The sequence below is a fragment of the Dysgonomonas termitidis genome, from assembly GCF_054657735.1.
In genome coordinates this window covers 4,056,010-4,082,546 of the sequence record NZ_BAAHYD010000002.1, presented here as the reverse complement: position 1 = coordinate 4,082,546, position 26,537 = coordinate 4,056,010, and the positions used below count along the sequence as shown (strand labels likewise).

Here is a 26,537-nt window from a genome sequence, read left to right as displayed (position 1 = left end):
TGCGAATTTAGTATTTGAACGGATTTATTTTAATTTAGATATTTGTTATTGTAAATAAGATTATATTAACCGCAAAATTTTGATACTCTCCAATTATGAAAAAACTGATTATTATCGCTTCCTTTTTCCTCTTCTCTATTAATTATATAAGCGGGAAAGAAATAGCAACAATCGTAGTGGACGCCGGCTCCTCAGACAGATTAGAAACTCCTGTTAATATATGCCTCGATGCAATAACGTTGGAGGCCGACTCCAATCTGGTAGTCTACGAGTTGATAAATAAGGACAAAACTCCTGTCAGGTTCCAGATCGAACAGTCACAAAACGGCAGGATATTATCATGGATAATGTCGTCGCATACCAAAGCGAAAAGTAAACGCAAGTATGTAATTGAAAACGGCAAAGCTGCAAATTTTGACAAAGCAATAAACATTAAGAATACGGAAGACGCCATACTGATATCTTCCGGCAATGATAAAGTGATGGAATACCATTATGGGGTAAAATTACCGCCAAAAGGGGCGAAATACGAATTCCGCCGAAGCGGTTTCATCCACCCCCTTTGGTCGCCTACAGGCGAGGTGCTGACCAATATCCAGCCTCGTGACCATTACCACCACTATGGCATATGGAACCCGTGGACACGCGTGACATTCGAAGGGAAATCCGTGGATTTCTGGAATCTGGCCGACGGGCAGGGAACTGTCAGGTTCAAGGCATTCAATTCACTGAATGAAGGTGCCGTATATGGTGGACTCAAAGGAATACAGGAACATGTCGTATTCAAACCCGGATATGAAAAAGTAGCTATGAACGAAACATTCTCTATTAAACTATGGGATGTAAAAGACGAGCAAAGCCGGAAAGTATGGCTATGGGATTTCAGTTCTACAATGAATTGCGCCTCTGATTCTCCTTTTATTATCAATGCGTACCGTTATGCAGGCTTCAGCATACGTGCCACTCCGGAATGGAATACTTCTACAAGTACCATCCTTACATCGGAGGGAAAAACCAGAAAAGACGCCGACAATACTATTGCCCGCTGGATGTTTTGCAATGGTAAAGCCGGAGGAAACCAATCGGGAATACTATTCCTGAGTTATCCTACCAACTTCAATTTTCCCGAGCCTATCCGCGTATGGCCAGAGAGGGATAAGGATGTATACATGAACTTCAATCCGGCCAAGAACAAAGACTGGTCGCTGATGCCGGGAAAAGACTACACATTACAATACAGGATTGTAGTATACAGCGGTGAAATGACAGCACAAAAGGCTGAACAATACTGGCAGGACTTCGCGAATCCTCCACGCATATCAATAACGATGAGCAAGTAAAAACAACTATAAACAAACACGATATGACAACATCCAGACGAGACTTTATAAAGAGAGCGGCTGCCCTGGGGGCAAGTTCTTTCATCATACCCACCATCATTCCTGCAAGCGTATTGGGTAAAGATGCACCGAGCAATAAAATAAATGTGGGTGCCATAGGCATAGGGCGTATATCACGCGGACACGATCTGCCCGGCATCTGGAAATATGATTTCGCTAAAGTAATGGCGGCTTGTGATGTCGACAGTGTGAGGCTGGAACAGGGCAAAACATTGATAAATAATTATTATTCGAAAAAGACAGGTAAGACATACGACGGTGTGGCCACCTACGAGAATTACCTGGATATGCTCAACAATAAGGATATTGATGCAGTCGTAATCAGTACCCCCGACCACTGGCATGCCAAACAGGCTATAGATGCCGTATATGCAGGCAAAGATGTATATCTGCAAAAACCGGCATCCCTTACTATAGAGGAAGGCCGTCTGATGAGCGACGCAGTAAACAGAACAGGGCGTATCTTTCAGATAGGAAGCCAGCAGCGTTCATGGAAGCAATTCCGTGATGCCGTAGAATTTGTACGCAACGGAAGAATCGGGGATCTGGTTTCGTGCGAAGTCCGTTTACCGGGAGATCCTGCAGGTGGCAAGATAATCGAAATGCCCGTGCCGAAGCAGCTGAATTACGATCTGTGGATAGGACCTACGCCATATGTATATTATACAGAAGACCGAGTTCACCCGTCGTCAGGTTATGGAAGGCCAGGCTGGCTGCGATGCGAACAATTCGGCGCAGGAATGATTACAGGCTGGGGTACGCATCATTTCGATATCGTACACTGGGCAATGAACCTGGAACATTCGGGGCCGGTGGAGATAAGCGGAAAGGCCACATTCCCTACTTCAGGACTTTGGGATGTACACGGGAATTTCGAAACAGAACTTTTGTATCCAAACGGAGTCAAAGTTTACGGCCTTACCGAGAACAATACCGACAAGCCTAATGGTATTCTGTTTAAAGGAACAAAAGGCTGGATATTCGTCAGCCGCGGCGAACAGCAGATCACATCGAGTGATCCTACTTCACCGACCCAAAAAGCTAAAACAATAGATGCAAGTGACCCTAAAATATTGTCGCCTCTCGGTGTTGGAGACTGGAGGGCGCCTGAAAGTAAAGATCACCATGGCAATTGGCTCGAAGCTGTAAAAAACAGGACACAACCGATAGCTCCGGCAGAAGTGGCGCACCGCTCCTGTACAGCGTGCCTGCTTCAGCATATAGCTATGAAACTGCAACGCAAACTTTACTGGGACCCTATCAGAGAACGTTTCAGAAACGATGACAAAGCCAATAGTATGATAGCCCGGTCTCAGCGTGCAGGATTCGAAATCAGATAAAATTCACTTATAAAACATATATCTATGAAAAGATATTATATCATACTGCTAATCGGTCTTTTGTTTGCCGCATGCGCAAAAGATGCAGGGAAATCCGATAAGGTGACGCTTATCATACTGGCTCCGGGGCACTTCCATGCCGCCTTGCTGCAAAAGACTGATAATCCGCAAATCAATAACGATTTTTTTGTATTCGCTCCCGAGGGGGATGAAGTAAACGAATACCTGTCTAAAATAGAAGGATTCAATACACGGGGCGAAGAACCTACCCATTGGAAAAAGAATGTATATCTGGGTAATGATTTTCTTGAAAAAATGCTGGAACAAAAACCGGGGAATGTAGTTGTGCTTGCAGGCAATAACAAGAAAAAAACAGAATATATATTCAGATCTGTTGAATCAGGATTGAATGTTCTGGCTGACAAGCCAATGGCAATCAATGTCGGTAATTTCAAAATATTGGAAGATGCATTTAAATTGGCAGAGCAGAAAGGGGTATTGCTCTACGATGTGATGACCGAGCGTTTTGAAATAACGACTATCCTGCAAAAAGAATTTTCAATGGTGCCGGACGTATTCGGGACTATTCAGAAAGGTTCGGCAGAAGAGCCGGCCATAGTAAAAGAGAGCGTACATCATTTTTACAAGGATGTAGCAGGAAGCGTACTGAAGAGGCCGGCATGGTTTTTCGACGTGGAGCAGGAAGGCAACGGGATTGTGGATGTTACGACACATCTCGTCGACCTTGTGCAATGGGAATGTTTCCCCGACCAGATTATAGACCGGGGCAAGGTAAATATTTACCAGTCGAGGCAATGGCCTACCGTACTTTCCCGGGAACAGTTCAAAAAGGCTACTGCACTGGATGAGTATCCGGCATACCTGCAAAAAGATGTAAAGGGAGATTCTTTATATGTATTATCGAACGGGGCATTTAATTATACGATAAATGATATCCATGCCAAAATCAGTGTGATTTGGAATTTTCAGGCGCCTGACGGAACCGGAGATACGCATTATTCCATTATGAGAGGAACGCTCTGCAACCTTATTATACTGCAAGGTCAGGAACAAGGTTACAAACCGACTTTGTATATTGAACCTGCCAAAGATAAGGAATATTCAGAACTTAAGGCAGCATTGGATAAATACCTCCCTGCCTTGCAGCAGAAGTATCCGGGGATAAGCTTTAAGCATAGCGATGACAAATCTGAAGTCATCATCCCAGACTCTTATAAAGTCGGACACGAGGCGCATTTCGGACAAGTTGCCGCCAACTATCTGAAATACCTGGAAGAAGGCAAACTACCGGAGTGGGAAGTACCGAATATGCTGACAAAATATTATATCACGACCAAAGCACTCGAAATAGCTAAAACCACGAATTGATCTAAGTTGCTAAGAATTATTAGAGTACATAATAACTTTTTAGCTAAAATTTAAGCAGGTTCTATGATAAGAACCTGCTTAAATTTTGTTCAAAAATAACTTTTTTATTTTCAAAATATTAAAACTCCGGATTTTATATGCCAAAAACCGGCAGATTTATGCCTGCCGGTTTATAATATGTTGGATGTCAAAATTGTAATGTGGTAATGTAAAAGGTTATTCACTGGTTGTTATAACCAGTTCTTTTCCTTGTTTCAGCAGGTCGTGCGGAATGAAGTAATTATCTATGCTTTTATTTCCGTAAACAATCTGTTTAATCTTATCTCCTTTACCTTTTTTGATTATTGTAAAATTATTTCCATTCAGATTAAATACAACTTTATTAAATAAAGGGACTGTTATAATATATTCCGGATCGGCAGGGGAATAAGTATATAAACCTATAGCATTAAGCACATACCAGGATGACATTTCTCCGGCGTCATCCATTCCTGCATAAGCTAATCTTTCAGGTCCCATGCGATAAAATTCATTCAATATCTTATTTAGGATTTTTTGAGCTTTTTCTTGCTTGTTGATAAAATAGTATAAGTATGGAGAACTATGGTCCGGCTGGTTGCCATGACAATACTGTCCGATAAATACAGTCATGTTATGAGCTTCATAGTTTTTCCACGGAATAGAGAACAGGGAATCTAGTTTTTTTTCAAAAGCATCTTCGTTCGGATATAAAGCAATAAAACCTTTGGGATCATGAGGTGCAAAAAAAGTCGATTGCCAACCATTTGCTTCACGATACATATATTCGTAAAAAGGCCGTTCCGGGTCGAATGGTGTCAGCCATTCCCCGTTGTCTAGCCGTCCACGCATCAATTGTGTCGATGGATCGAACAAATGCTTATAACTCTCTGCTCTTTTTATCAAATTCCGGTAGTTTTCCTGATCGCCCAGCTCTTTGGCTAACAAAGCCGTTGCATAATCATCATATGAGTATTCCTGAGTTTTAGTTACCGCAGCTTTGGCTACAGTTTCCAATTTAGGATCTTTTATGTCTTGTTCAGATATCCAGCCTCTCTCTATGTATTCTTTTATATGAGGCCTTCCGCCATTTCCTTCCAGATAGGCATTATTCAATAATAATTTATATGCTTTCTGTACATCAAAATCACGAAGTCCCCTCAGATAACTGCCTGTAATAAACGTAGAGGCATGATCTCCATGAAAGAATGTAGGCATAAATCCTTTTATTTCGCCACGGTCCGTTATTGATTTAATAACATCCGTAGCTACGTCAGGGGATATCATGCCTAGCAAGATTAGTTTATTCCGGTAATCATCCCAAAAAGACGGGTCGCTGTAGTAGCGGAACCCTTTGTTCACTCTTTTCCCGTTGGCATCAATAAATTCCCCATTTACATCGCTCAGTAATATAGGCCATAAGAATGCTCTGTAAAAAGTTGAATAAAAGGTCTCTTTTTGGTCCTCAGTTCCTCCTGAGACCTGAATTTTGGTTAGTAGATTTTCCCACGTATTTGTAGCTTCGTTTCGTACTTGCTGAAAATCTTTTGCCAACATTTCCGACTCAAGATTCATCTTTGCGTTTTCAATACTCACATAGGAAAAACCTACTTTCATTTCCAAAGGAGTATCAATATTCTTATTATTTATAAAATTTATAAGATTGACTTCAGCATCGTCCTCTTTTATAGATTCTATATTCTTGATATTATGATTTGTGACCGCATAAAAATAGAAGGTAGGCCCTGTCTTCTGATAACCGGAAAAAGCATTATCTCCGACCTGCTCTATTTTCCAGTCTCTCACACGTTCGTTCGACCGGGATAAATCGGCTAATATTTTTTTATCTCCTCCATCTTTATATGTATATTTATGATATGCGCATCGCAGAGTAGATGTTACTTCGGCATTTATATCATATTTTTCGAGATATACCTGATAGTATCCGGGACTGGCGGATTCATTTTTATGGCTATATGAAGAAGCATAATTTTTAGGAGAGATTTCGCCTCTTACGCCAATAAACGGAACATAACATAAATTCCAATGTCCTTTACTCGTATGAGTAAAAGCATGAATTACAGAGTCTTCATACTGATAACCCGAACCGCTTCTCCACATGGTTACAGGTGTAACTTGTACCATAGAGTTTGGTACGGATGCTCCGGGATACGCTTCTGCTCCCCAGGCTCTGCGGGTAGGTGTATATCCAAGATCGATACTATCCCATAAGGTTGTTGTTCCGATAAAAGGGTTAACATAGTTCGTCAGATATTTAGGACTTGTTTCCGAGCAGGCAATAAAGAGGATTGATAAGCAGAATAGAATAAATTGATTTAGGTTCTTCATGTTTTAAAGTGGATATTAAAGAGTAAAGACAGAGAATTTGCTTTTAAGACAAACTCTCTGTCATAGGTTATTTTCAGAACGTTATTGTTTTTGAGAAGTTTCCCATCTCTCATACGCTGCTTTTGCTTCTATCATCATACATCCGCTAGCCTGCGATGTAAGCTGGGTTATCCCTACAGGAGCAGTATCCCAGGCCGGCCCAAATAGTAAGTCTTCTTTGTAAACACCGGAGGACCAAAGCACATTTGCATTATTATTGAAAAACGTGATATATTTATTGCGGTATGAATCGGGTAATTCATTTACTTTGATCAATTCCAAAAAGTAACGGATAAATATACCTTTGAAGAGACCGTTATCTCCATTGCCTTCATCTCTCAATATATTATTACTTGTGTTTATAAGACTGGAAATGGTATAATTAGTAACTTTTTGAGCTTCATTGAGGTATGTTCTATCTCCTGTAATGCCGAACAATTCTACAGCAGCTCCGACATAAGTGCCTTGATTATATGTCAATGCGACACCTTTTACTTCATTTGTTTCACATACAATATGATCGCTAATTGCACCTGTAGCTCTGTTCACCAATGTATTTTTCTCCCATTCATATATTTTTTTTGCCCATTCCAAATCAGACTGGTCATTTGTTATATTGTACATTCTCGCACCAATAATTGCTGCGGGACCATTAGAACAGGCATTTTTCGTAAACAGCACGTTGGGGTTGGTGCACCAGGTTATGCCTCCCCCGGCATCTTCGGTCCACGCGTCTTTTATCCAGCCCCAAAGTTCTTTAGCCGTATCAAGATATTTTACATCCTTAGTAATATCATATATTCTTAACATTGTCAATGCATTCCATTCCATATCATCGACATAATCATTCTTATATGTATTACCATTTTTCACTTTAATGCCGGCATGCCATTTATCAAAATATGCACTATATTTTGTATCATTAGTCCTTTGATAAGCATCGATCAGAACATCCATTGCATGGGCATTGGGCCAATAATGAAAATCTATGGTGGTTCCATCATTTCCATAATTGAAATAATTACCGGATGTATTCCAGAACCTGTCTATTAAGGAATTTGTAGTACTGTCGGCTACCGCAGACCAGTTTACTTCTGTCCACTCTTCGTATGTATACTCATCATCTATGTCTCCACACGATTGCAGAAAGAACAAACCGAATGACAGAATTGTATATATTATTTTTTTCATAGATATTTTACATTGTTAAGATTATCCCAAAAACTTATATCTTATAAAATTAGAAATTTTTGGGATAATCTATTAATTCTTATTTCGAAACTTCGTGTGTATATTGTTCTCCGGACATTTTAACCGTAAGGTTTACATTGGCTCCGTCAAACTCACTTGCAAATTTCCATTTAGGATTCCATTGAGGATCGTTCAATGATGAAGTTATATACGTCTTAATTTCATAGTAGCTAGCTGCCCCCGATGGAGTGCCGTCTTCATTCATGTTTTTAGGACCCCAGTCTTCCATGATTGTAGTTCCTGAAGAGTCTTTTGTGGTAACTCTAAATTTATAGCGTTGATCGCGTCCCCATGACTCTTGCTTAAAGTTAACAGGCCCGGAGCCTTTCCATATACCCTCTCCTGCGTATGCCAGATTCCATTCACTTTTATTACTTGGACAGAACCAGAATCCAACATTTGTAATTTCAATAGGTGAGGCTGGCGATGCAGTATTAAAGTCGAGAGAAATTCGAAATACTCCATTTAAAGTATTTGAAGTACTTTCGGCTCCTTCTTTTATCATATTGTTTTCTATATAGAACTCACGAGGTGTTCCCGCTTTTGCATCCACAAACTTATATGTTCCTCCCGGAATAAGTTTTATATATATTTCATATTCACCTTGCGCTGTTCTTGTCATTTGCATCGCATTTGCAATATCATCCCCCGCTTCAGAACCGCTACCCGTAATAAATACCTGATCGGGCAATTCTGCAAACCCTACAAAACGGGTGAGAGTCAATTCCCGGGAAGCAGGAGAAACCGCCTGATTAATTCCACGGGAAGATCTTACAGTCCATTTTACAGTTGCTGTTTCACCCGGTTCAGCACCTGCATATCCGGCGACTTTACTGAGTATTTTATGTGTAACGGATGCTCCATTAGAATATCCATTCTGATCAGAGGTTGCCACATATATCGGATTAGAGAAATTTCCGTCTACTTTGTCAAATAATACTTCGTATAGGGGTGAACCTCCATCTTCAACAGCAGCAGGTTCCCATGAAAAATATAAAGATCCGGTAGGAGTTAAATTTATCGCTTTGTCATCAGATGGTTCATATAAAGTATTAACAGCAGTCACTTTTGCATCTGAAAAATTCATATCATCACTTTTGCAGGCAGTGAAGCCAATCACAAATAGGATCAGAATTAATATCTTATTTAGTATTGTTTTCATAATTATTTTCTTTGTATTTGATTTATGATTTTTAGTTAGCATATCCCGGATTGTTTGGCTTTAAGTTCGGATTCAGCTGAATTTGCGAACGGGGCACAGACCACAGATAATCTTTGTTTTCATTAAACTTACGCGTATCGAGAGTGATATAGGCTGTATTATTATTTGCAAATTTTGCACCGCGAACAACCCCGTTCAAATATTTTGTCCCTTCTTTCCAACGGACAATATCATAATATCTAAGTCCTTCGAGAGCTAACTCACAGCGACGTTCGCGATGAATCAATTCTCTCATTTCATCAGTAGAGAGAGCTGACGGGTAGTTTAACGCATCGCCGGAAAATCCTGCACGGGTACGGATCGGTTTAATTGTTTCGTTCCAAACAGTCTGACTCATTTTGTTTTGTTCAAACATTGCTTCCGCATACATTAATAATACATCGGCATAACGGAACATAATAATGTTATTATGTTGATTATAGCTTGATTCGGAGTTGGTTGATTCCGGATCGAAATATTTGCGAATATAATATCCTGTAATAGAGCGGTTCGAGTTGGTTCCTTGCCAGGCATCCGCTGAATTTGCTCCTGATTTTGTTTCTATTGTAACAACGGTTCCATCAGGTTTTGTCCATTTATATCCGTCATATACAATAGTATAGGTCAGCCGGGGATCACGATCTTTGTAAGGCTCATTTTCCTTGTAACTCGCATCCTTATCAATTGATAATCCTTTTACAGTAAGATAATCGTCTACCAATTCCTGAGTTGGTGCGCAACTATTAAGAAAAGCCCCTACCGACATTGGTACTCTTGAATACATTTCGCTCCAAATACGATAAGATGTTGTATATCCATAGTCAAGAATAACCTCTTCATTATATTTATTTTCAGTATGGAACAGATTCTCGTAGTTTTTGAACAAGCCGTATGTACCATAGGTTGCTTGTTCATTGATTAGCTTGTTTGTACATTCTTCCACTTTCGCCCAATTGCTTTCATATAGATACGCCCGAGCCTGAAATGCTAAAGCAGCTCCTTTTGTGATGCGTCCATTGTTTTCTGCCGAAAAACTTGAATTACGGGCTGGGAGATATTGTACTATATCGTCTAATTCGTCATGGATGAACTTTAATACAGTAGCTTTAGATGTACGGCTTATTGTACTTGCATCTGATAATGAGATATCCGATGTAAAGAAAGGAACGTCGCCATAAAAATTCACTAACCGGAAATATATAAAAGCCCGGATAAAACGTATTTCAGCTTTCCTCTGTTCTTTTAAGGATGCACTCATTTTGGGAACCTTATCTACATTTTCCAGATATTTATGAGAGGTTTTAATCCCTTCATAAGCCCATTTCCACTCACTTGCGAAGCGGCCTAACGATGGATCAGCCAAACCATTACGGATCATGCGGCCATCATTATTATCCCGCCCTTCAATCACATTATCAGAAAGGCCTTCATCATTCCATAATTTGCCTGCGCCATACATCTGGCTGTAAGCCATATTGACAATTGATTCAGCATTCTCGGCCGATTGCCAGAATGTTGCATCTGTGTATTTATCTGTAGGCTCTTGATCCAGACTGTTGCATGAAAACAGGAGAAATGAACCAATACAAGATAAAATTATATATTTGAATTTATTTACTTTCATATATTATCTGTTTGTTTAAAATTCTATGTCAAAACCAAAACCGTAATATCTCAGAGTCGGATAATTCCGGGCACTATTGGCCGAACCAGACATGTTAGAGTTAAATTCCGATGATTCCGGATCGATCCATGAATTTTTGCTAAAGGTTAATAGGTTCTGTCCATTGATATATGTACGCACTTTTTCCAAACCTATCTTACGAGTTAAGCTTTTAGGCAAAGTATATCCTATCTGAATATTTTTCAAACGCAAGTATTTTCCGTCTGCCAGATTGATTTCAGAACCCATGCCATAGTTATTTTTATTAGAAGTAGAGCCTATAGCTGCCAAACGAGGCCAGTCGGCGCTGGTGTTGGTCGGAGACCAATAATTTAGCTGATGTTGGTATATTGTATAAGAATAATTGCTGTGAAAAGGTTCCACTAACTCACCACGCACCATCATATCCCGTTTGCCTACTCCTTGCCAGAACATACTGAAATCAAAATCTTTCCATGTTAGGTCATAAGTGAATCCAAATGTATAACGAGGAAAGGCATTACCTAAGACATAACGGTCTTTTGCATCAATGACGCCATCTCCGTTACGATCGATATACTTGGCATCTCCCGGGCGCAGGTCAGAAGCCGAGACTCCTACGGGAAGGGCTGAAGATGAAATTTCATCCATCGACTTGAAGTATCCGTCGACTTTATATCCATAATAGACATTGAACGGAAGACCGATCCTGATCAAACGTGAAATTTCATCGGATGTACTGATCTGCTCATTTCCAATGAATTTAGTGACCTTATTCCATGAATCTCCGATATTACCAGAAAAAGAGTGTTTAAAATCCTTAGTATCTAAACGATAGTTGAGAACAAGTTCCCATCCCTGATTTTTCATTTCACCCATGTTGTAATTTTTCAGACCACCGCCAAATACAGTAGGAATTTCAGGATTTAGCAAAATATCTTTTGTGGTTTTGTGAAAATAATCAAATGTTGCATTTAAAGCTCCTTGGAAGAAGCCGGCATCGAAACCAATATTGAAATTATGAGATGTTTCCCATTGCATATCCACATTCCCATAATTGAATCCGGCTCCTACGACAGGTTTGCCATTAAACACATATGTATTCTGATAATTATCATAAGTAGTGATTGTCTGATACGAAGAAACACGCTGGTTACCTAGTATCCCGTATGAAGAACGGATTTTCAGGTCTCCGACTTCTTTTTTATAAGAATCCATAAACTTTTCTTCCGAAATTCTCCATCCTAACGAGCCTGAGGGAAAGAATCCCCAGCGATTATCCTTTGCAAACATGGAAGAACCATCTTCCCTGAAGCTGAATTCAGCATAATATTTATCCATGAAATTGTAAGATAAACGGCCTAAGATGGACGTAATACTTCTCTTCTCCCTGCCTAAAGATGTGCTTCCTGTTATTTTTTCAGGATCGATGCTTACTCCGAGATCATTTGTTTTCTGATGTTTGATCTCATTACTTTTGAACGTATAAGATTCATTGGAAGCTCCGAATAAAACCGAAAGGTTGTGATTTTGATTAAAGGTTTTCTGATAATCGGCTAACAGCTGATAATTCATCAAACGTTTATTTTCATTGTAATCTTCTGTACCTCCATCCGGATTCATATATGCTATTGGTTCATCAGCGCCGCTCATATACATCGGAACAGCTTTTCTTCTGATAAATCTGTGATAATCGAAAATATCAGCTCCTAAAATACCTTTGAGTTTAAGACCATCGATTATCTTTACTTCTAATCCAAGATTAACATTGATATAGTCAGTATTTCCTTTTTCATATCCGCTTTCTTTCAGACCGGCCAAAGGATTTTGATCGGTAAGCAGATCATTTACCAAATATCTTCCATTTTCATCTTGTAGTCTATTCCAATAGTAGGTAGGTATACGAGATGAATTAATGATAGCATTGCCATCTACACTTTTTTTACCATCATCACGGGTATAGCCCAGAATAGAAGTCAATTTGAACCGGCCATATTCTGTTATGATGCTGGAACGTAAATTATAACGTGCCACACCATAGCCGGGACCTTTGTAGTTGCTTTCCTGATCAAAATATCCGCCGGAAAACATGTAAGTGGTATTATCATTACCTCCCGATACACTAACATTATAAGATTGTTGAAGTGCCGTTTGTATAATCTTATCATAATACCAATATTCCTCATTCTGGTGAGCATATAGATCCTGAATCTGTTGAGGTGAATATTGCGGAGCCTGGCCGGTATTAGTCAAAGATAAGTTTTTCAATGTTGCATTCTGATAGCCGGAAACAGGCCTGAATAGGATTTTAGGATCTTGAGCCCCTACCTGCCCATTTAACCGGACTAACGGGCGTTGATTCTTCTTTCCCGTTTTAGTTGTTATCAGGATAACTCCATTGGAAGACCGGGAGCCATATATTGCCGCGGTTCCGGCATCTTTCAATACAGATACACTTTCTATATCATTTGGATTAAGTTTGTTTAAACTGGCGTCGTCCGAGACCAGCCCATCGATAACAATAAGAGGGGCATTGTCATTCATTGTAGAAAGTCCTCTTATGTTTATATTCATACTATTGTTGTTTGGATCCATACTTTTCTGCTGTATAATCAAACTGGGAGAAGCTCCCTGAAGCGCCTGAGCCATATTGGATGTAGGCCTGTCTTCCAGCATTTTCGACTTTACTTGATCTACGGCTCCGACAACGCTCTTCCGGGTAGTTGTTCCATATCCGATTACAATAATTTCGTCTAAAACTTTAGAGTCTTCCAATAATACAACAGATATATTGGTCTTATTCCCGACAAGAACTTCCTGTGCTACGAATCCCATATAAGAAATTACCAGGTAGTCTTTATCAGAACATGTAATGGTATAATTCCCGTCAATATCGGTCGTAACTCCTTTTGTAGTTCCTTTAACAACTATAGTTGCTCCAATCAATGGCTCTCCACCTTGATCTTTCACGGTCCCGGAAACAGTCTTTGTAACAGACTGCTGAGTCTCATTCAAATTGTTTTCTCCTGCATATATGTGTAGAGACGAATTCATTAGTAAGAATCCGCTCAAAATGCAAGTAAAAATTGTTTTGTGCTGCTTTTTAATCATAGAATGGTTCTTAGATTTGTTTTTTATTTTTTTTGACTAAGAGTTAGGGATCTTCGTATTTGTAAAATGTTTTATCTTCCGCTATTTTTTTATTTAATCGGAAGTAAGAATGATTGCAATGCGATCAACATTTATTATTAGAAAATCTCTTTTTCTTTTTTCTTATTAAAATTTCTCATGATTATTTTACATAGACTAAATTTTAAATGGTTAGTTAATTGAGGTTTAATTAAAAAAAGAAGGCCCCTTATACCTGACAATCAAGCATAAGAGACCCTCTCTTTATAGGTGTAAGAAAATAGTAAATATTTTTTACTAAATCCCTTTTTTTTATTATATTTAATCTCTCTCTCTCTCTCTCTCTCTCTCTCTCTCTCTCTCTCTCTCTCTCTCTCTCTCTCTCTCTCTCTCTCTCTCTCTCTCTCTCTCTCTCTCTCTCTCTCTCTCTCTCTAATAAAACAGAGATAACTTCCAAATTATTAGAAGGAAAAACCGCATTTATTATTGTAATAATTTTAGCTGTCGGGATTCTAAATCCTATTCTGTTTTTCGATAACATATTAAATAAAGATATAGAGATATTTTTTAGGGTATTAATTTATCAAAGGCAAATATACAGACCTTAAGTATCTCTCATATAATTCTAATCATTGAATCCATTGCGAAGTCTTATTTCATTACAATATTGTCGCATAATTATACTTTTTAACTTTTTTATTTCATACTGTGTATATTGTTGTTCGGAGTCTATTTGCTTATATTTGTCACAAATAAATACATATTTGATAATGTCTGAGACAAGAGAAATAAGCATGAGAAATATTTGTTTTATTATTAGCCTTTGGGTATGTATATCGGGATTATCAGCTAATAATATACAACAAATAACAAACAGGGATGGTTTGTCGAATAGTGCAATACTTTCTATGCAACAAGATAAAGACGGCTATATGTGGCTCGGAACTTGCGATGGTTTAAACTTATACAATGGAAAAAATGTGCAGGTATATAAACCTACTGGAGATAAAATTAATTTGTCGGGTAATCTGATTGAAAGTATTCTCGAAACAGAAGATAATATTTTATGGATACATACAAATTATGGACTGAACAAACTCAATAAAAGAAATTGGCAGCTATCGGCATACAACCAATTCAAAGGTCTTTATTTTATCGAAAAGGATAAGCATAATATTGTATATATTATCAATGAGAATAGTTGCATTTATTATTATCATCAGGATTCTGACTCATTTAAGAAAATTACGGTATCAGGGTTAGTATACAATCAAATTATCGGATTCACTATTACTTCAGAAGACATCATGCATATTTTTATGCGGGATGGTAAGAATATAAGTCTGACAATCAATAGAAAAAACACCGGGGAGGTTTTGTTGATAAAACAGGACCCATTTGAACATGCCCCCGGGTTAATCTATTGCTTCCATGAAAAGGAAACCCCGGATATTATTTATTTCGTAGATGAAACATATACTTTGTATGAATATAACTTTGTCTCTAAGAAAAAATATTATATATCGAAGCTGGAAAAAGAAATAAAAAGCAGGGGTATTATTTCTTCCATCATAAAGTTGCACGATGATTTTTTCATTGGGTTTAAAACAAACGGTGTCTTGAAATTAGAAAACATCAGCGATAGTGTAAATAAATATAAAATAGAAGATATCGGGATAAAGTCCGGGATCTTTTGCTTGGTAAAAGGCAGGTATCAGGATGTTATATGGATTGGAACAGACGGGCATGGTGTATATATGCTGTCAAATAATATATATATAATGCGTTCCTATCCTCTTTCGAATTTTATTCCCAGAATAGATAAGCCTGTACGTGCACTTTTTATGGATTATAACAGGGATCTGTGGATTGGAACCAAAGGCGATGGAATAGCCAAAATAAACAAGTTTGAAGTTGATAAAGATTTCTCCTCTCACAAAACGGAATATATCACAACTTCAAATAGCCGGCTGACAGATAATTCAATTTATGCTTTTGAAAAAAGTAGACATAATATTCTGTGGATAGGAACTGAACTCGGGCTAAATTATTACTCATATGACCGTGATGAAATAAAGAGACTGGATTTTATCGCCGACGGAGAGGATGTGAAATTCATACACGGAATATGCGAACTGAATGATTCTACCTTGTGGATTGCTACGGTCGGTACCGGTATTGTCAAAGCACGACTAAAATGGGCAGGGAATACCCCTTATGTTGAATCGGCAAACAGAATAATGATAAATGACGGTACTAGTTTCTGTAATTATTTTTTTACAATTTATAATGATTCTGTAAATTCTACATTATGGTTTGGGAATAGGGGATACGGAGCTTTTTACTTCGAACCCGAAAATCTTCAATTGAACAATGAGAATTTTTATGATTTGTGCGAAAATCAAACTATAAATGATATCTATGCTATCAATTCCGACCTAAACAATAATCTTTGGTTTGGAACCAGTTATGGTTTACTGAGAGAAACAGCCAGTGGAGAACGTAAGCTTTTTAATCAGAAAGATGGACTGCCTAATAATACCATTCATACAATATTAACTGACGCCCGGGACAACCTGTGGTTAAGTACGAATCAAGGTATTGTACGTTTTAATATCAACAAAGAGACCTTCCACTTGTATAATAAACATAATGGAATACAGATCGTAGAATTTAGTGATGGCGCAGCATTCAAAGACAGTAAGACCAATAATCTGTATTTTGGGGGAATCAATGGCTTTGTGGTTGTATCCGAAACAAATATTCAACAGCAGGATTTTCTACCTCCTATTTATTTTGGGGACTTAATGATATATGGTAGTAAAGGGAATCTGTACGACTATATTATGGACGAAGAGGGTTCAAATGTATTAAGGCTCTCTCATAATCAGAATTTCTTTTCCTTGTCATTTACTGCATTAGATTATATCAACGGATATGACTATAATTATTACTACCAACTAGAAGGGTTGAGTAAACAGTGGATAGATAACGGAGCATCTAATTATGCTTCTTTTACGAGTATACCTCCCGGTGAGTATATATTACATGTGAAATATAAAAATAAACTTACGGGAATAGAAAGTCCCGAATATTCCCTGATTATCAAAATTTCTCCTCCCTGGTATATGTCCTGGTGGGCCTATCTGGCATATACTGTCCTAATCTTGATCTGTATTATATACATAATAAAAGAAATATATGTACGTAACGAGAGAAAGAAGAAAAATGCTATAAGAAAGCTTCAGCAACAACACCAGGAAGAAGTTTATGAATCTAAACTACGCTTTTTTACAAATATAGCGCATGAGTTTTGTACGCCACTGACCCTTATTTATGGGCCATGTAATAATATTTTAACTTATCTGGGAACGGATAATTATATTAAGAAAAATATATTACTGATTCAGCGAAATGCAGAACGGATGAACGACCTCATTCAGAATCTGATAGAATTCCGTCGGATAGAAACAGATAATAGTTCTCCCGTCATCGAAAATATAGATGTATCTACTCTCATAAAAGACCTGAGCGAGTCTTTTTGTAACTTCTCCGAATCCAAAAAGATTATTTTCAAACGTAATATACCTCGCAGCCTTTATTGGAACTCGGATAAGAACTTTTTATATACAATTGTTACAAATCTGATTTCCAATGCATTCAAATATACTAATCAAAACGGGACTATATCTTTAGATATATTTGAAGAAAATGAAGAACTATGTATTGTTATCACCAATACCGGAAAAGGAATCAAAGACCAGGATTTAAGCCGTGTTTTTGACCGGTACATGATATTGGATAATTTTGAGAACCAGGACAAAATAAAAGGCAGTTCCAGAAATGGATTAGGATTGGCTATCTCCTATAATATGGTAAAATTACTTGATGGTACTATTGATGTTGAAAGCACTGTAAATGAAAATACCCGTTTTACTGTACGGATTCCTCAAAAAGAGATAACCCAGCATGCGGAAACAAGTAAGATTGGAAATATTTTACATGAAATGAAGCCTGTCATAGAATATGACGCTATAATACACCCTGATCAAAATCAATTAGATCAAACTAAAATGACAATCCTTGTAATTGATGACGATTCTGAAATATTATGGTTGATATGCGAAATTTTTAAAAATGAATACAATGTTATTCCTGTCAATAATTCTACAATAGTCGAGGGCTTATTGCTTGAAGTATCTCCTGATATTATTATCAGCGACATAATGATGCCTCAGATAGATGGTATTTCCTTAACTGAAAAAATAAAAGCCAATAAGAGGACGGCACACATCCCGATGATACTTATTTCAGCCAAACATTCTACCGAAGAGCAGATAAGAGGATTATCTACAGGGGCTCAGATGTATATAGCCAAGCCATTTGATCCAAATTATCTGAAAACATCTGTAAAATCTTTACTTTCGCAGGACGAAGCCCTAAAAGATTATCTGGACTCGCCAATGAGCGCATTTGTGTTAAATAAAGGGAAACTAACGCATAAAGGGAATATCGAATTTATACAGAATATATTAAGTGTTATAAATCAAAATATTCATAACCCAAAGTTATCGAGCCAATTCATAGCTGCCGAGTTGAACATAAGTCCTCGGCATATGTATCGAAAATTAGGCGAAATAGATTGTGACAGTCCTTCCGAAATGATAAAAGAATCCCGAATGCATATAGCCCACAAGTATCTTCTAAATAGTCAAATGACAATAGATGAGATCGTCTATAAATCCGGATTTACAAACAGGGCGACTTTCTTTAGGCTATTTTCTCAAAAATATGGTTGTACACCAAAAGAGTATAGGGATAAGAATATAAGCAAATATAAATCCGGTAAAAAAAGATTTGAATAATGTTACCGGTAAAATAACGAATATGGAATAAGGAAGCAAAGTGCTATAGAACAATGTCGTTATAGAATGAGCCTTATAGGCAGATTGAAATACAATGCTTTACTCCTTTTTCTGATGCTTTATAGATGAAGCCCGGACGGATAGAATACAGGGAATTGTGATCTGTTCAACTTTATTATTCCCTTTTATGTGTTTCAGTAGTAATTTGCAAGCGGTTTCGCCCATTTTGTAGGTTTGATGCGTAACAGCTGTGAGTGGAGGTTCTACATAATTAGAATGGACCTCGTCTGTATAACCAATCAGAGAGATATCTTCAGGAATGCGTAAATTATGTTCCCTGATGGCTTTCATGGCTCCAAAAGCCAGGCTGTCTGTCATTCCTAGTATTGCATCAGGAGGCTCAGGCAATGATAATAAAGCATGTGCCCCATCATATCCCGATTCGTAGCCGATTTTTTTACAATAGACAAGTTCCTTTTCTATTGGTATTCTGTAATTCCTAAGGGCTTGCAGATAACCATGCTTCCGTTGCTTTACAATTTCCAGATGATTGGCTCCTCCAATAAAACCTATGCGTTTCGAACCCGTTTCGATAAGGTGGCTGACGGCATGAAATGCCGAATCTTCGTTATCTGTTATAACTGAAGAAAACTTTCTGATCAGGCAAACCCGGTCAAAAAACACAAGGGGTATATTCTGGTCATATAGGGCCTCGAAATGAGAGTAGTCTGTAGTTTCCTGAGAGAGACATACTATAATACCTTCTACCCTTATATTAATGAGATCTTCGAGACATTGCATTTCGAGTTTATAATTTTCGTAGGAAGAAGTAATGATTATTGAATACTCATTTTTTCTGGCAACATCATTTATGCCGCTAATGATGGATGAATAGTAATGGGTTACTATATCGGGAACTATTATACCGATTATGCGCGGTGCATTCTTTAGTAAGCTCATAGCAAAGGGATTAGGCCGGTAGTTCCTTTTCTTTGCGAGTTTTTTTATTTTCTCTTTCATTTCCATGCTGATTTCAGGGCTATTTTTAAGTGCTCTCGAAACCGTGGAAATAGAAACTCCTAGTTCTGAAGCCAGATCTCTTAATGATATAGGGCGTTTTTTATCCATGCGAAACAATTAATTCCTGAAAATACAAAATAGCTTCGAGTTACGCAAAGGTTTGCGTTCTGTTTTCACTATAAATTGATTAAATGAAATTTACAAAGCTATATTTTTGGGTACATAAACCTTAAATAAATCCGTATCGTGGAATATAGAGAAATTGGTAAAACAGGAATGAAAGTGTCCAATTTGAGTTTTGGCGCTTCCTCATTGGGGGGAGTCTTTCATCCTGTAAAGGAAAAAGAGGGGATTGAAGCCGTATATACAGCAATAGAAAACGGTATTAATTTTATTGATGCGTCTCCTTATTATGGCCATTTAAAAGCTGAGATTATACTGGGAAAAGCCTTAAAAAATATAGACAGAAGCGAATATTATCTTTCTACAAAAGTAGGAAGATATGGAAAAGACGGGCTAAACTATTGGGACTATTCGGCTAAGAAAGCAAGATTAAGTGTATACGAAAGTATGGAACGCCTCCATGTCGATTATGTGGATCTTATTAATATTCATGATATCGAATTCTCCGATCTGGAAATGATCTGTGCAGAAACTCTTCCTGCATTGGTAGAAATGAGAGAGGAAGGCATTGTAAAGAATGTAGGATTAACCAATCTTACCCTTAAGCATCTGAAATATGTAATTGACAATGTGCCTCTTGGAACAGTAGATAGTGTATTGTCATTCTGTCATTATTGTCTCAATGATGATGAACTGCTTGATTATCTCGACTTCTTTGAAGAAAAAGGAATCGGTGTAATCAACGCGTCCCCTTTTTCTATGGGGCTGCTCACCGAAAGAGGCGCCCCGGAATGGCACCCTGCACCAAATCCCTTGAAAGATTTATGCAATAAGGCTATGGAATATTGTAAGGGGAAAGATACCTCTATAGAGCAGTTAGCCATTAGTTATTCGGTTTCCAATCCCCGGATTGCAACTACCTTGTTCAGTACATCCCGTTCCGAAGCAATACTTCAAAATATCAGGTGGGCTGAACTGTCATTGAATGAAGAGTTACTGAAAGAAGTACGCTCCATACTAAAGTCCCGTTTCCGGGATACTTGGCTGAACAGTTGATGTTTACCTGGTTGAAAAATATAAAATCTGAAATAATCGTAATAAAATCTAATAGCCAAAAGGTAAAAATGAAAGCAGTTACTATAATAGAAAGTCAAAAGGTTGCTGTATTGGAAAAAGACAAACCTGAATTAAAACAAGGGGAAGTCCTTGTCAAAATCAAATATGTAGGCTTTTGTGGTTCTGACCTCAATACTTATCTGGGGAAGAATCCAATGGTGAGGTTACCTGTGATTCCCGGTCATGAGATAGGCGCTGTTGTGGAAGATATATCGGTTAATGTGCCTGAATCTATTAAAAAAGGTATGTCTTGTACGGTAAATCCTTATACCAATTGTGGATATTGTCCTTCTTGCCGAAATGGCTGTCCTAATGCCTGCCAGCATAATGAGACTTTTGGTGTACAGCGCGACGGGGCCATGTGTGAATATATAGCTGTACCCTGGCAGAAGGTGATAGTAGATAAAGATATGAATCCCCGTGATTTCGCTTTGGTTGAGCCTATGAGTGTCGGCTTTCATGCTGTTGCCCGTGCAGCAATAACAGACATAGATAATGTATTGGTTATAGGGTGCGGTATGATTGGGGTAGGAGCGATTGTCCGTGCCGTTTTGAGGGGAGCAAGAGTTATCGCGATGGATATGGATGACGAGAAACTGGCCTTGGCTAAACGCTTAGGGGCAGTTAATACAATAAATTCAAAGACTGAAGATGTCCATTCCCGTTTATATGAGATTACCAACGGCTCGGGCCCAGATGTTGTTATAGAGGCTGTTGGCGCTCCGGTGACTTATCAGACTGCCATAAATGAGGTCGCTTTCACAGGGCGGGTTGTCTGTATAGGATACGCTAAAACTGAAATAGCTTTTGAAACAAAATATTTTGTGCAAAAGGAACTGGATATCAGAGGTTCAAGGAATGCTATGCCTGAAGATTTTCGGGCAGTGATTGAATATATGAAACGCGGCACATGTCCGAAAGATGAGCTTATAACAGCAATATATAGACCGGAAGAGGCACAGAAAGCACTGGCTGGATGGGCTGAAAATCCGGGTAAGGTATTCAGAATACTCATTGAATTTTAAAAAAGAAGATCTATGGATTTCAAGATAATAGATGCTCATGCGCACCTTTGGTTAAGTCAGGATACGGAAGTAAATGGGCAGAAGATAAAGGCATTGGAAGGTGGACAGTCTATTTTTATGGGAGAGATTCGTCAGATGATTCCCCCGTTTATGGTAGATGGAAGGAACACGGCAGAAATATTTCTTGCGAATATGAATTACGCACAGGTCTCTGCCGCCGTTATTACTCAGGAATATATAGATGGCCTGCAAAACGCTTATCTGTCGGAGGTAGGAGAGAAATATCCCGATAGATTTATGTGTTGCGGGATGTTTGATGTAAGGCGGCCTAATTATATAAAGCATGCGAAAAAACTGATAGGACACGGTTTTAAAGCCCTCAAAGTTCCGGCTCACCGCTTTTTCTTACCCGAAGGCAGGCTTTATTTAACATCAGACCCGATGATGGAGATATTCAGGCTAATGGAAAAGAACGATATCCTCCTGTCTATTGATCTGGCAGACGGAGCGGAACAGGTCGGGGAAATGAAGGAAGTAATAGCAGCATGTCCTGATCTGAGAATAGCAATTGGCCATTTTGGGATGGTGACCCGTGAAGGGTGGCAGGAACAGATAAAGCTGGCGCGGAATAAGAACGTAATGATAGAATCGGGAGGGATCACCTGGTTGTTTAATGATGAGTTTTATCCCTTTACCGGTGCCATAAAAGCCATACAGGAAGCAGCCGGGCTGGTAGGAATGGACAAACTGATGTGGGGCTCGGATTATCCACGCACTATAACGGCTATTACCTACCGTATGTCCTATGACTTTGTATTAAAGTCAAAGAGTCTGGCCGATGAAGAAAAGGCCATGTTTTTAGGAGAAAACGCAGAGAGATTCTATCGCTTTAAAAGCCTGATAGACCTTCCTTATATCAAAAACATGTCCGAATAGATATATTATCCGGAACAAACCAGGAAAACGTCATATAACAGCCATGAACAACAATAAGAAGAATACCTATACAATAGCACTTGCGCTTATCTTCAGCCTTTTCTTTATCTGGGCTATCAGCAGTAATCTTTTGCCGACAATGATACGTCAGTTGATGAAGACCTGCGAACTCAATACTTTTGAAGCATCATTTACAGAGACAGCCTATTGGCTGGCTTATTTCATATTCCCAATCCCTATAGCAATGTTTATGAAGAAATACAGCTACAAGGCCGGCATTATATTCGGCTTGTGTCTGGCCGCAATGGGTGGGCTTCTGTTCTTCCCTGCTTCGATCATCAGGGAGTATTGGGCATACTTAGGTATATTCTTTATTATCGCTACGGGAATGTGTTTCCTTGAGACGGCGGCTAATCCTTATGTTACGGTTTTGGGGGACCCGAAGACGGCGCCCAGGAGGCTGAACCTTGCCCAGTCCTTCAACGGATTAGGTGCTTTTATTGCGGCTATGTTCCTGAGTAAACTTGTACTTAGCGGACAAGAATACAGCCGTGAGACTATTCCTGCCGATTATACCGGCGGGTGGGAAGGTTATATTCAGTTCGAGACGGATGCGATGAAGCTTCCCTATCTCATTCTGGCCGGTGTACTGATCGTGATAGCTGTTGTATTTGTCTTTTCCCATCTTCCTAAAATCAAAGAAGGAGATCATGAAGAAGGACAAAAGAATGATGATAAGCTTATCGACTTTAAAGTGCTGAAACGATCTCATCTCCGTTGGGGAGTAATTGCCCAATTCTTTTATAATGGAGGACAGACGGCTATCAATAGTCTGTTCCTGGTCTATTGCTGTACTTATGCAGGAATGGCCGAAGGTACAGCAACAACATTCTTCGGGCTTTATATGCTGGCTTTCCTGCTTGGGCGCTGGGTAGGGACCATGCTGATGGTAAAGTTCAAACCGCAGAATATGCTTGTGGTATATGCGCTGACCAATATTGCCTTATGCGCGGTGATTATGATATTTGGCGGAATGGCCGGCCTATACGCTATGCTTGGCGTTTCGTTCTTCATGTCGATTATGTATCCTACCCAGTTTTCGCTGGCTCTCGAAGGCCTGGGGAAGAATACGAAGAGCGGCTCGGCCTTCCTTGTAATGGCCATAGTAGGAAATGCCTGCCTGCCACAACTTACGGCTTATATCATGCACCATAATGAACAGATCTATCAGATAGCTTATATCATTCCGCTTATCTGCTTTGTTTTCTGTGCATATTACGGATGGAAAGGATATAAGGTCGTGGATTGATTTGGTTACGAGTTACAAGTCGTTTTACGCTCTCAGTGCGTCAATCTACTTGTAACTCGTAACTGCCTTAGGGATTGTAACTACCTAACAGCTCTTAACCACACCGACATATCGTAATTTCCCCGGTTGTTCCACGCATAATACGGAATAAGGCTTATATCAACATCTTTGGCCGAATTATTAACCTTACGATACAATTTGCCATCCCATTTGTTGTCAGTGAGCATACGGGCTTTTCCTGTCAGCGTTACTACCTTACTGTTATCTATACTGATAACTTTTGGCGTTAATCTTATATTCGTAGGAATGAGGATGTCATGTATTGATACCCCTTCCGGCAGGTCGTTCCCTTCCATACAGTAAACCAGCGGGCCATACATTACAGCTATTTGGTTGCGGTTCTCCTCAACCATCGGATTCGATTCTACCAATCTGGCTTCGAATGGCATATCCAGTTCTATAATGTCACCATTCTTCCATGTGCCGTTTACCTCTGCATAGCTTCCCGGAATCACTAGTATATCCGTAGCTTTACCATTTACCTTTATGGAAGCATTCTCGCACCATTCAGGGATACGCAGGAATATGGAGTAAGGTTTTTCCGGAGCCTTTTCTATTTTCATGCTAATATTTCCATCCCACGGGTAATCCGTCGTTTGCGTAATATGAATGTCAGAACCATCGGCTCCCTTGGTTCTTAAAATATTGCTACCATAAAGATTACAATAAACACCTTTACCGGAAGTCGTGTATGCATAGCTGTTAGCTTCCGCTATGGTGCGCACAGTGTTAGGCGGGCAGCAGAAACAGCTGATATATTCCTGTCTGAAATTACCCCAGCGCATTTGGTAAGGAAATTCATGAGTGCGGCTTAATGCGTTTGTATAGAAATACTTCTTACCATCAAGGCTGATGCCTGACAGGATACTATTGTAGTATGTCTGCTCCATAATATCGGCATACTTGGAATCGGCAGAAAGTTGGAGCATCCTGAAATTCCACAGCATATTGCCTATATTGGCACAGGTCTCATTGTGCGCTGTCTCTTGCGGCAACTGATACGCCCGTCCATACGATTGATGTACTTTCTGTATGCTGTCCGGCTCGTAAGCTGTTCCGTCGGGAGAGGTACCATCATATAAAGCACCGCAGCCGCCTGTTATATACATCTTCCGGTAAGTAACATCGTCCCAGATCGGGTGCAGGCAATCCAAAAGCGTTTTATCTCCGGTTTCAAGATATACATCGGCTACACCTGCATACAGGTAGTTGGCGCGGACGGCATGTCCCATAGCTACTCTTTGCTCGCGGAAGGGAATCCTGTCCTGATTATCATCTGTTCCGTTTTCTACCATCCCCCGAATGTCTATAAGGCTTTTTGATAATTCCAGATACTTCGGGTTTCCGGTTGTCCGGTACATCTCTACTACTCCCATGTAATGAGACGGGCAGATGGCGCTTCTTGCCAGTTCGTTAGTTGCTGTTTTATAGAAACTATAAAGGAATTCTGTAGTCTTTACAGCCAAATCCAATAGCGATCTTTTGCCTGTAGCCCTGTAATGTACACAACCGGCTGTCATCAGATGTCCCATATTATATGTTTCGAAATGAAGCCTTTCCTCAAATCCTTTTTTTACTCCGGGATTATTTTTGTGAGCGACGATCGTGGCAGTATGGATGTATCCGTCTTCACGCTGTGAGAGCCGGATTGTTTCGATAAAACGATCCATCAACTCATCCAGCTTCGGGTCTTTGGTAATGGCGTAAACGGCGGCGGCGCCCTCAAGCCATTTATACATATCGCCATCGAAAAAAGGAGGGTCTTTGTGTTCACCTTCTTTCAGGCCGGCGGCAACTTCAAAATTGCGGTAAGCATGACTGAGTTCGGGGTTGTCGAATATACGCCACATATTGTAAAGCATGGTGTCTTTACATACATCGAACCGTTCGGCCCAGAAGCCTTTTGTCCAAACTACATCGCTCAGATCTACGCTATGCATCTTTGCATAGGGGCTTTTGGTCGTGTTAGTAAGTCCTTTTGTCTGACCTGATGTTGTTGCTGCGAAAAAAAGGGATAGAAAAAATAAGGATAAACTTTTAAATTTCATTCTGTATTGTATTTTTACATATATTGACTTTAAAAAGTAACAGAAGTAACAGTTTTTTAGCTATTAGCTGATAGCTTTTAGCCGTTAGCTTTTTGAGAACCTTCATATTCTGTCATGTTGAGCGGAACGAAGCATCTCTTCCTTAAAAAGTTTCTCTCGCAAAGATGCAAAGTCTAACTCATCACTTATCGCCTTGTTCACGTTTATTAACTACGTTTAGTTAAAACCTGACATATCTGACACTTTTTTTACTGTTTTTGTCTTATGTTTTTTATAT

Annotated in this window: 16 protein-coding genes; 8 read left to right on the top strand and 8 right to left on the bottom strand. The window is 39.1% G+C overall.

The window, feature by feature from the left end; genetic code table 11:
- The first annotated feature begins 95 nt into the window (after window positions 1-95).
- The 3 genes from ACYQ3L_RS20915 to ACYQ3L_RS20905 are packed head-to-tail and all read left to right on the top strand — an operon-like array spanning window position 96 to window position 4,129.
- Window positions 96-1,340 carry a DUF6807 domain-containing protein gene (locus ACYQ3L_RS20915; RefSeq protein ID WP_379999664.1) on the top strand — a complete coding sequence of 415 codons (1,245 nt, stop codon included), beginning with the start codon at window positions 96-98 and terminating at the stop codon, window positions 1,338-1,340.
- Between the two features lie 23 nt (window positions 1,341-1,363).
- Window positions 1,364-2,740, top strand: a complete 1,377-nt coding sequence (locus tag ACYQ3L_RS20910; protein ID WP_379999666.1) for a Gfo/Idh/MocA family protein — start codon at window positions 1,364-1,366, stop codon at window positions 2,738-2,740.
- Window positions 2,741-2,764: 24 nt separating this feature from the next.
- Window positions 2,765-4,129: a putative oxidoreductase C-terminal domain-containing protein gene (locus ACYQ3L_RS20905; RefSeq protein WP_379999668.1), complete on the top strand. Its 1,365-nt coding sequence runs from the start codon at window positions 2,765-2,767 to the stop codon at window positions 4,127-4,129.
- Window positions 4,130-4,345: 216 nt separating this feature from the next.
- Here ACYQ3L_RS20905 and ACYQ3L_RS20900 read toward each other — a convergent pair whose 3' ends face one another.
- The 6 genes from ACYQ3L_RS20900 to ACYQ3L_RS20875 all read right to left on the bottom strand — a co-directional run bounded on the left by ACYQ3L_RS20900 (window position 4,346) and on the right by ACYQ3L_RS20875 (window position 14,299).
- Window positions 4,346-6,496, bottom strand: coding sequence for a GH92 family glycosyl hydrolase (locus ACYQ3L_RS20900; RefSeq protein ID WP_379999670.1), 2,151 nt, complete (start codon window positions 6,494-6,496; stop codon window positions 4,346-4,348).
- Between the two features lie 81 nt (window positions 6,497-6,577).
- Window positions 6,578-7,726 (bottom strand): glycoside hydrolase family 76 protein, encoded by a 1,149-nt coding sequence (locus tag ACYQ3L_RS20895; RefSeq protein WP_379999672.1) that lies wholly within the window; start codon window positions 7,724-7,726, stop codon window positions 6,578-6,580.
- Window positions 7,727-7,805: 79 nt separating this feature from the next.
- Complete coding sequence (locus ACYQ3L_RS20890; RefSeq protein ID WP_379999674.1) at window positions 7,806-8,948, bottom strand: SusE domain-containing protein; 1,143 nt, start codon at window positions 8,946-8,948, stop codon at window positions 7,806-7,808.
- A 31-nt stretch (window positions 8,949-8,979) separates the two neighbouring features.
- Complete coding sequence (locus tag ACYQ3L_RS20885) at window positions 8,980-10,611, bottom strand: RagB/SusD family nutrient uptake outer membrane protein (protein WP_379999676.1); 1,632 nt, start codon at window positions 10,609-10,611, stop codon at window positions 8,980-8,982.
- A gap of 15 nt (window positions 10,612-10,626) precedes the next feature.
- Complete coding sequence (locus tag ACYQ3L_RS20880; protein ID WP_379999678.1) at window positions 10,627-13,740, bottom strand: SusC/RagA family TonB-linked outer membrane protein; 3,114 nt, start codon at window positions 13,738-13,740, stop codon at window positions 10,627-10,629.
- 247 nt (window positions 13,741-13,987) lie between these two features.
- On the bottom strand, window positions 13,988-14,299 hold the full coding sequence (locus tag ACYQ3L_RS20875) for a hypothetical protein (RefSeq protein WP_459952455.1): 312 nt from the start codon (window positions 14,297-14,299) through the stop codon (window positions 13,988-13,990).
- 253 nt (window positions 14,300-14,552) lie between these two features.
- On the opposite strand from ACYQ3L_RS20875, the gene ACYQ3L_RS20870 reads away from it, so the two are divergent.
- Entirely contained in the window at window positions 14,553-18,623 is a 4,071-nt protein-coding gene (locus ACYQ3L_RS20870) for a hybrid sensor histidine kinase/response regulator transcription factor (RefSeq protein ID WP_379999682.1), read from the top strand.
- A gap of 99 nt (window positions 18,624-18,722) precedes the next feature.
- On the opposite strand, the gene ACYQ3L_RS20865 is transcribed toward ACYQ3L_RS20870, so the two are convergent.
- The gene (locus tag ACYQ3L_RS20865) at window positions 18,723-19,751 is read right to left on the bottom strand and encodes a LacI family DNA-binding transcriptional regulator (protein ID WP_379999684.1); all 1,029 of its coding nucleotides are present in this window, start codon (window positions 19,749-19,751) and stop codon (window positions 18,723-18,725) included.
- A gap of 138 nt (window positions 19,752-19,889) precedes the next feature.
- On the opposite strand from ACYQ3L_RS20865, the gene ACYQ3L_RS20860 reads away from it, so the two are divergent.
- From ACYQ3L_RS20860 to fucP, 4 genes are all read left to right on the top strand, one after another.
- On the top strand, window positions 19,890-20,822 hold the full coding sequence (locus ACYQ3L_RS20860) for an aldo/keto reductase (RefSeq protein WP_379999686.1): 933 nt from the start codon (window positions 19,890-19,892) through the stop codon (window positions 20,820-20,822).
- 68 nt (window positions 20,823-20,890) lie between these two features.
- Entirely contained in the window at window positions 20,891-21,907 is a 1,017-nt protein-coding gene (locus ACYQ3L_RS20855; RefSeq protein ID WP_379999688.1) for a zinc-binding alcohol dehydrogenase family protein, read from the top strand.
- Between the two features lie 12 nt (window positions 21,908-21,919).
- A complete protein-coding gene (locus tag ACYQ3L_RS20850) occupies window positions 21,920-22,843 on the top strand; it encodes an amidohydrolase family protein (protein WP_379999690.1) in 924 nt (307 codons plus the stop codon).
- 43 nt (window positions 22,844-22,886) lie between these two features.
- Window positions 22,887-24,152, top strand: a complete 1,266-nt coding sequence (fucP, locus tag ACYQ3L_RS20845; RefSeq protein WP_379999692.1) for an L-fucose:H+ symporter permease — start codon at window positions 22,887-22,889, stop codon at window positions 24,150-24,152.
- Window positions 24,153-24,232: 80 nt separating this feature from the next.
- Here the strand turns inward: fucP and ACYQ3L_RS20840 are convergent, their stop codons facing one another.
- Window positions 24,233-26,260, bottom strand: coding sequence for an aceric acid hydrolase (locus ACYQ3L_RS20840; protein WP_379999694.1), 2,028 nt, complete (start codon window positions 26,258-26,260; stop codon window positions 24,233-24,235).
- Window positions 26,261-26,537: the final 277 nt, after the last annotated feature.

Bases quoted from the DNA above. Each gene is read 5' to 3' on its own strand.
- ACYQ3L_RS20915 (WP_379999664.1), top strand. From the start codon at position 96: ATGAAAAAACTGATTATTATCGCTTCCTTTTTCCTCTTCTCTATTAAT.
- ACYQ3L_RS20910 (WP_379999666.1), top strand. From the start codon at position 1,364: ATGACAACATCCAGACGAGACTTTATAAAGAGAGCGGCTGCCCTGGGG.
- ACYQ3L_RS20905 (WP_379999668.1), top strand. From the start codon at position 2,765: ATGAAAAGATATTATATCATACTGCTAATCGGTCTTTTGTTTGCCGCA.
- ACYQ3L_RS20900 (WP_379999670.1), bottom strand. From the start codon at position 6,496: ATGAAGAACCTAAATCAATTTATTCTATTCTGCTTATCAATCCTCTTT.
- ACYQ3L_RS20895 (WP_379999672.1), bottom strand. From the start codon at position 7,726: ATGAAAAAAATAATATATACAATTCTGTCATTCGGTTTGTTCTTTCTG.
- ACYQ3L_RS20890 (WP_379999674.1), bottom strand. From the start codon at position 8,948: ATGAAAACAATACTAAATAAGATATTAATTCTGATCCTATTTGTGATT.
- ACYQ3L_RS20885 (WP_379999676.1), bottom strand. From the start codon at position 10,611: ATGAAAGTAAATAAATTCAAATATATAATTTTATCTTGTATTGGTTCA.
- ACYQ3L_RS20880 (WP_379999678.1), bottom strand. From the start codon at position 13,740: ATGATTAAAAAGCAGCACAAAACAATTTTTACTTGCATTTTGAGCGGA.
- ACYQ3L_RS20875 (WP_459952455.1), bottom strand. From the start codon at position 14,299: ATGTTATCGAAAAACAGAATAGGATTTAGAATCCCGACAGCTAAAATT.
- ACYQ3L_RS20870 (WP_379999682.1), top strand. From the start codon at position 14,553: ATGAGAAATATTTGTTTTATTATTAGCCTTTGGGTATGTATATCGGGA.
- ACYQ3L_RS20865 (WP_379999684.1), bottom strand. From the start codon at position 19,751: ATGGATAAAAAACGCCCTATATCATTAAGAGATCTGGCTTCAGAACTA.
- ACYQ3L_RS20855 (WP_379999688.1), top strand. From the start codon at position 20,891: ATGAAAGCAGTTACTATAATAGAAAGTCAAAAGGTTGCTGTATTGGAA.
- ACYQ3L_RS20850 (WP_379999690.1), top strand. From the start codon at position 21,920: ATGGATTTCAAGATAATAGATGCTCATGCGCACCTTTGGTTAAGTCAG.
- fucP (WP_379999692.1), top strand. From the start codon at position 22,887: ATGAACAACAATAAGAAGAATACCTATACAATAGCACTTGCGCTTATC.
- ACYQ3L_RS20840 (WP_379999694.1), bottom strand. From the start codon at position 26,260: ATGAAATTTAAAAGTTTATCCTTATTTTTTCTATCCCTTTTTTTCGCA.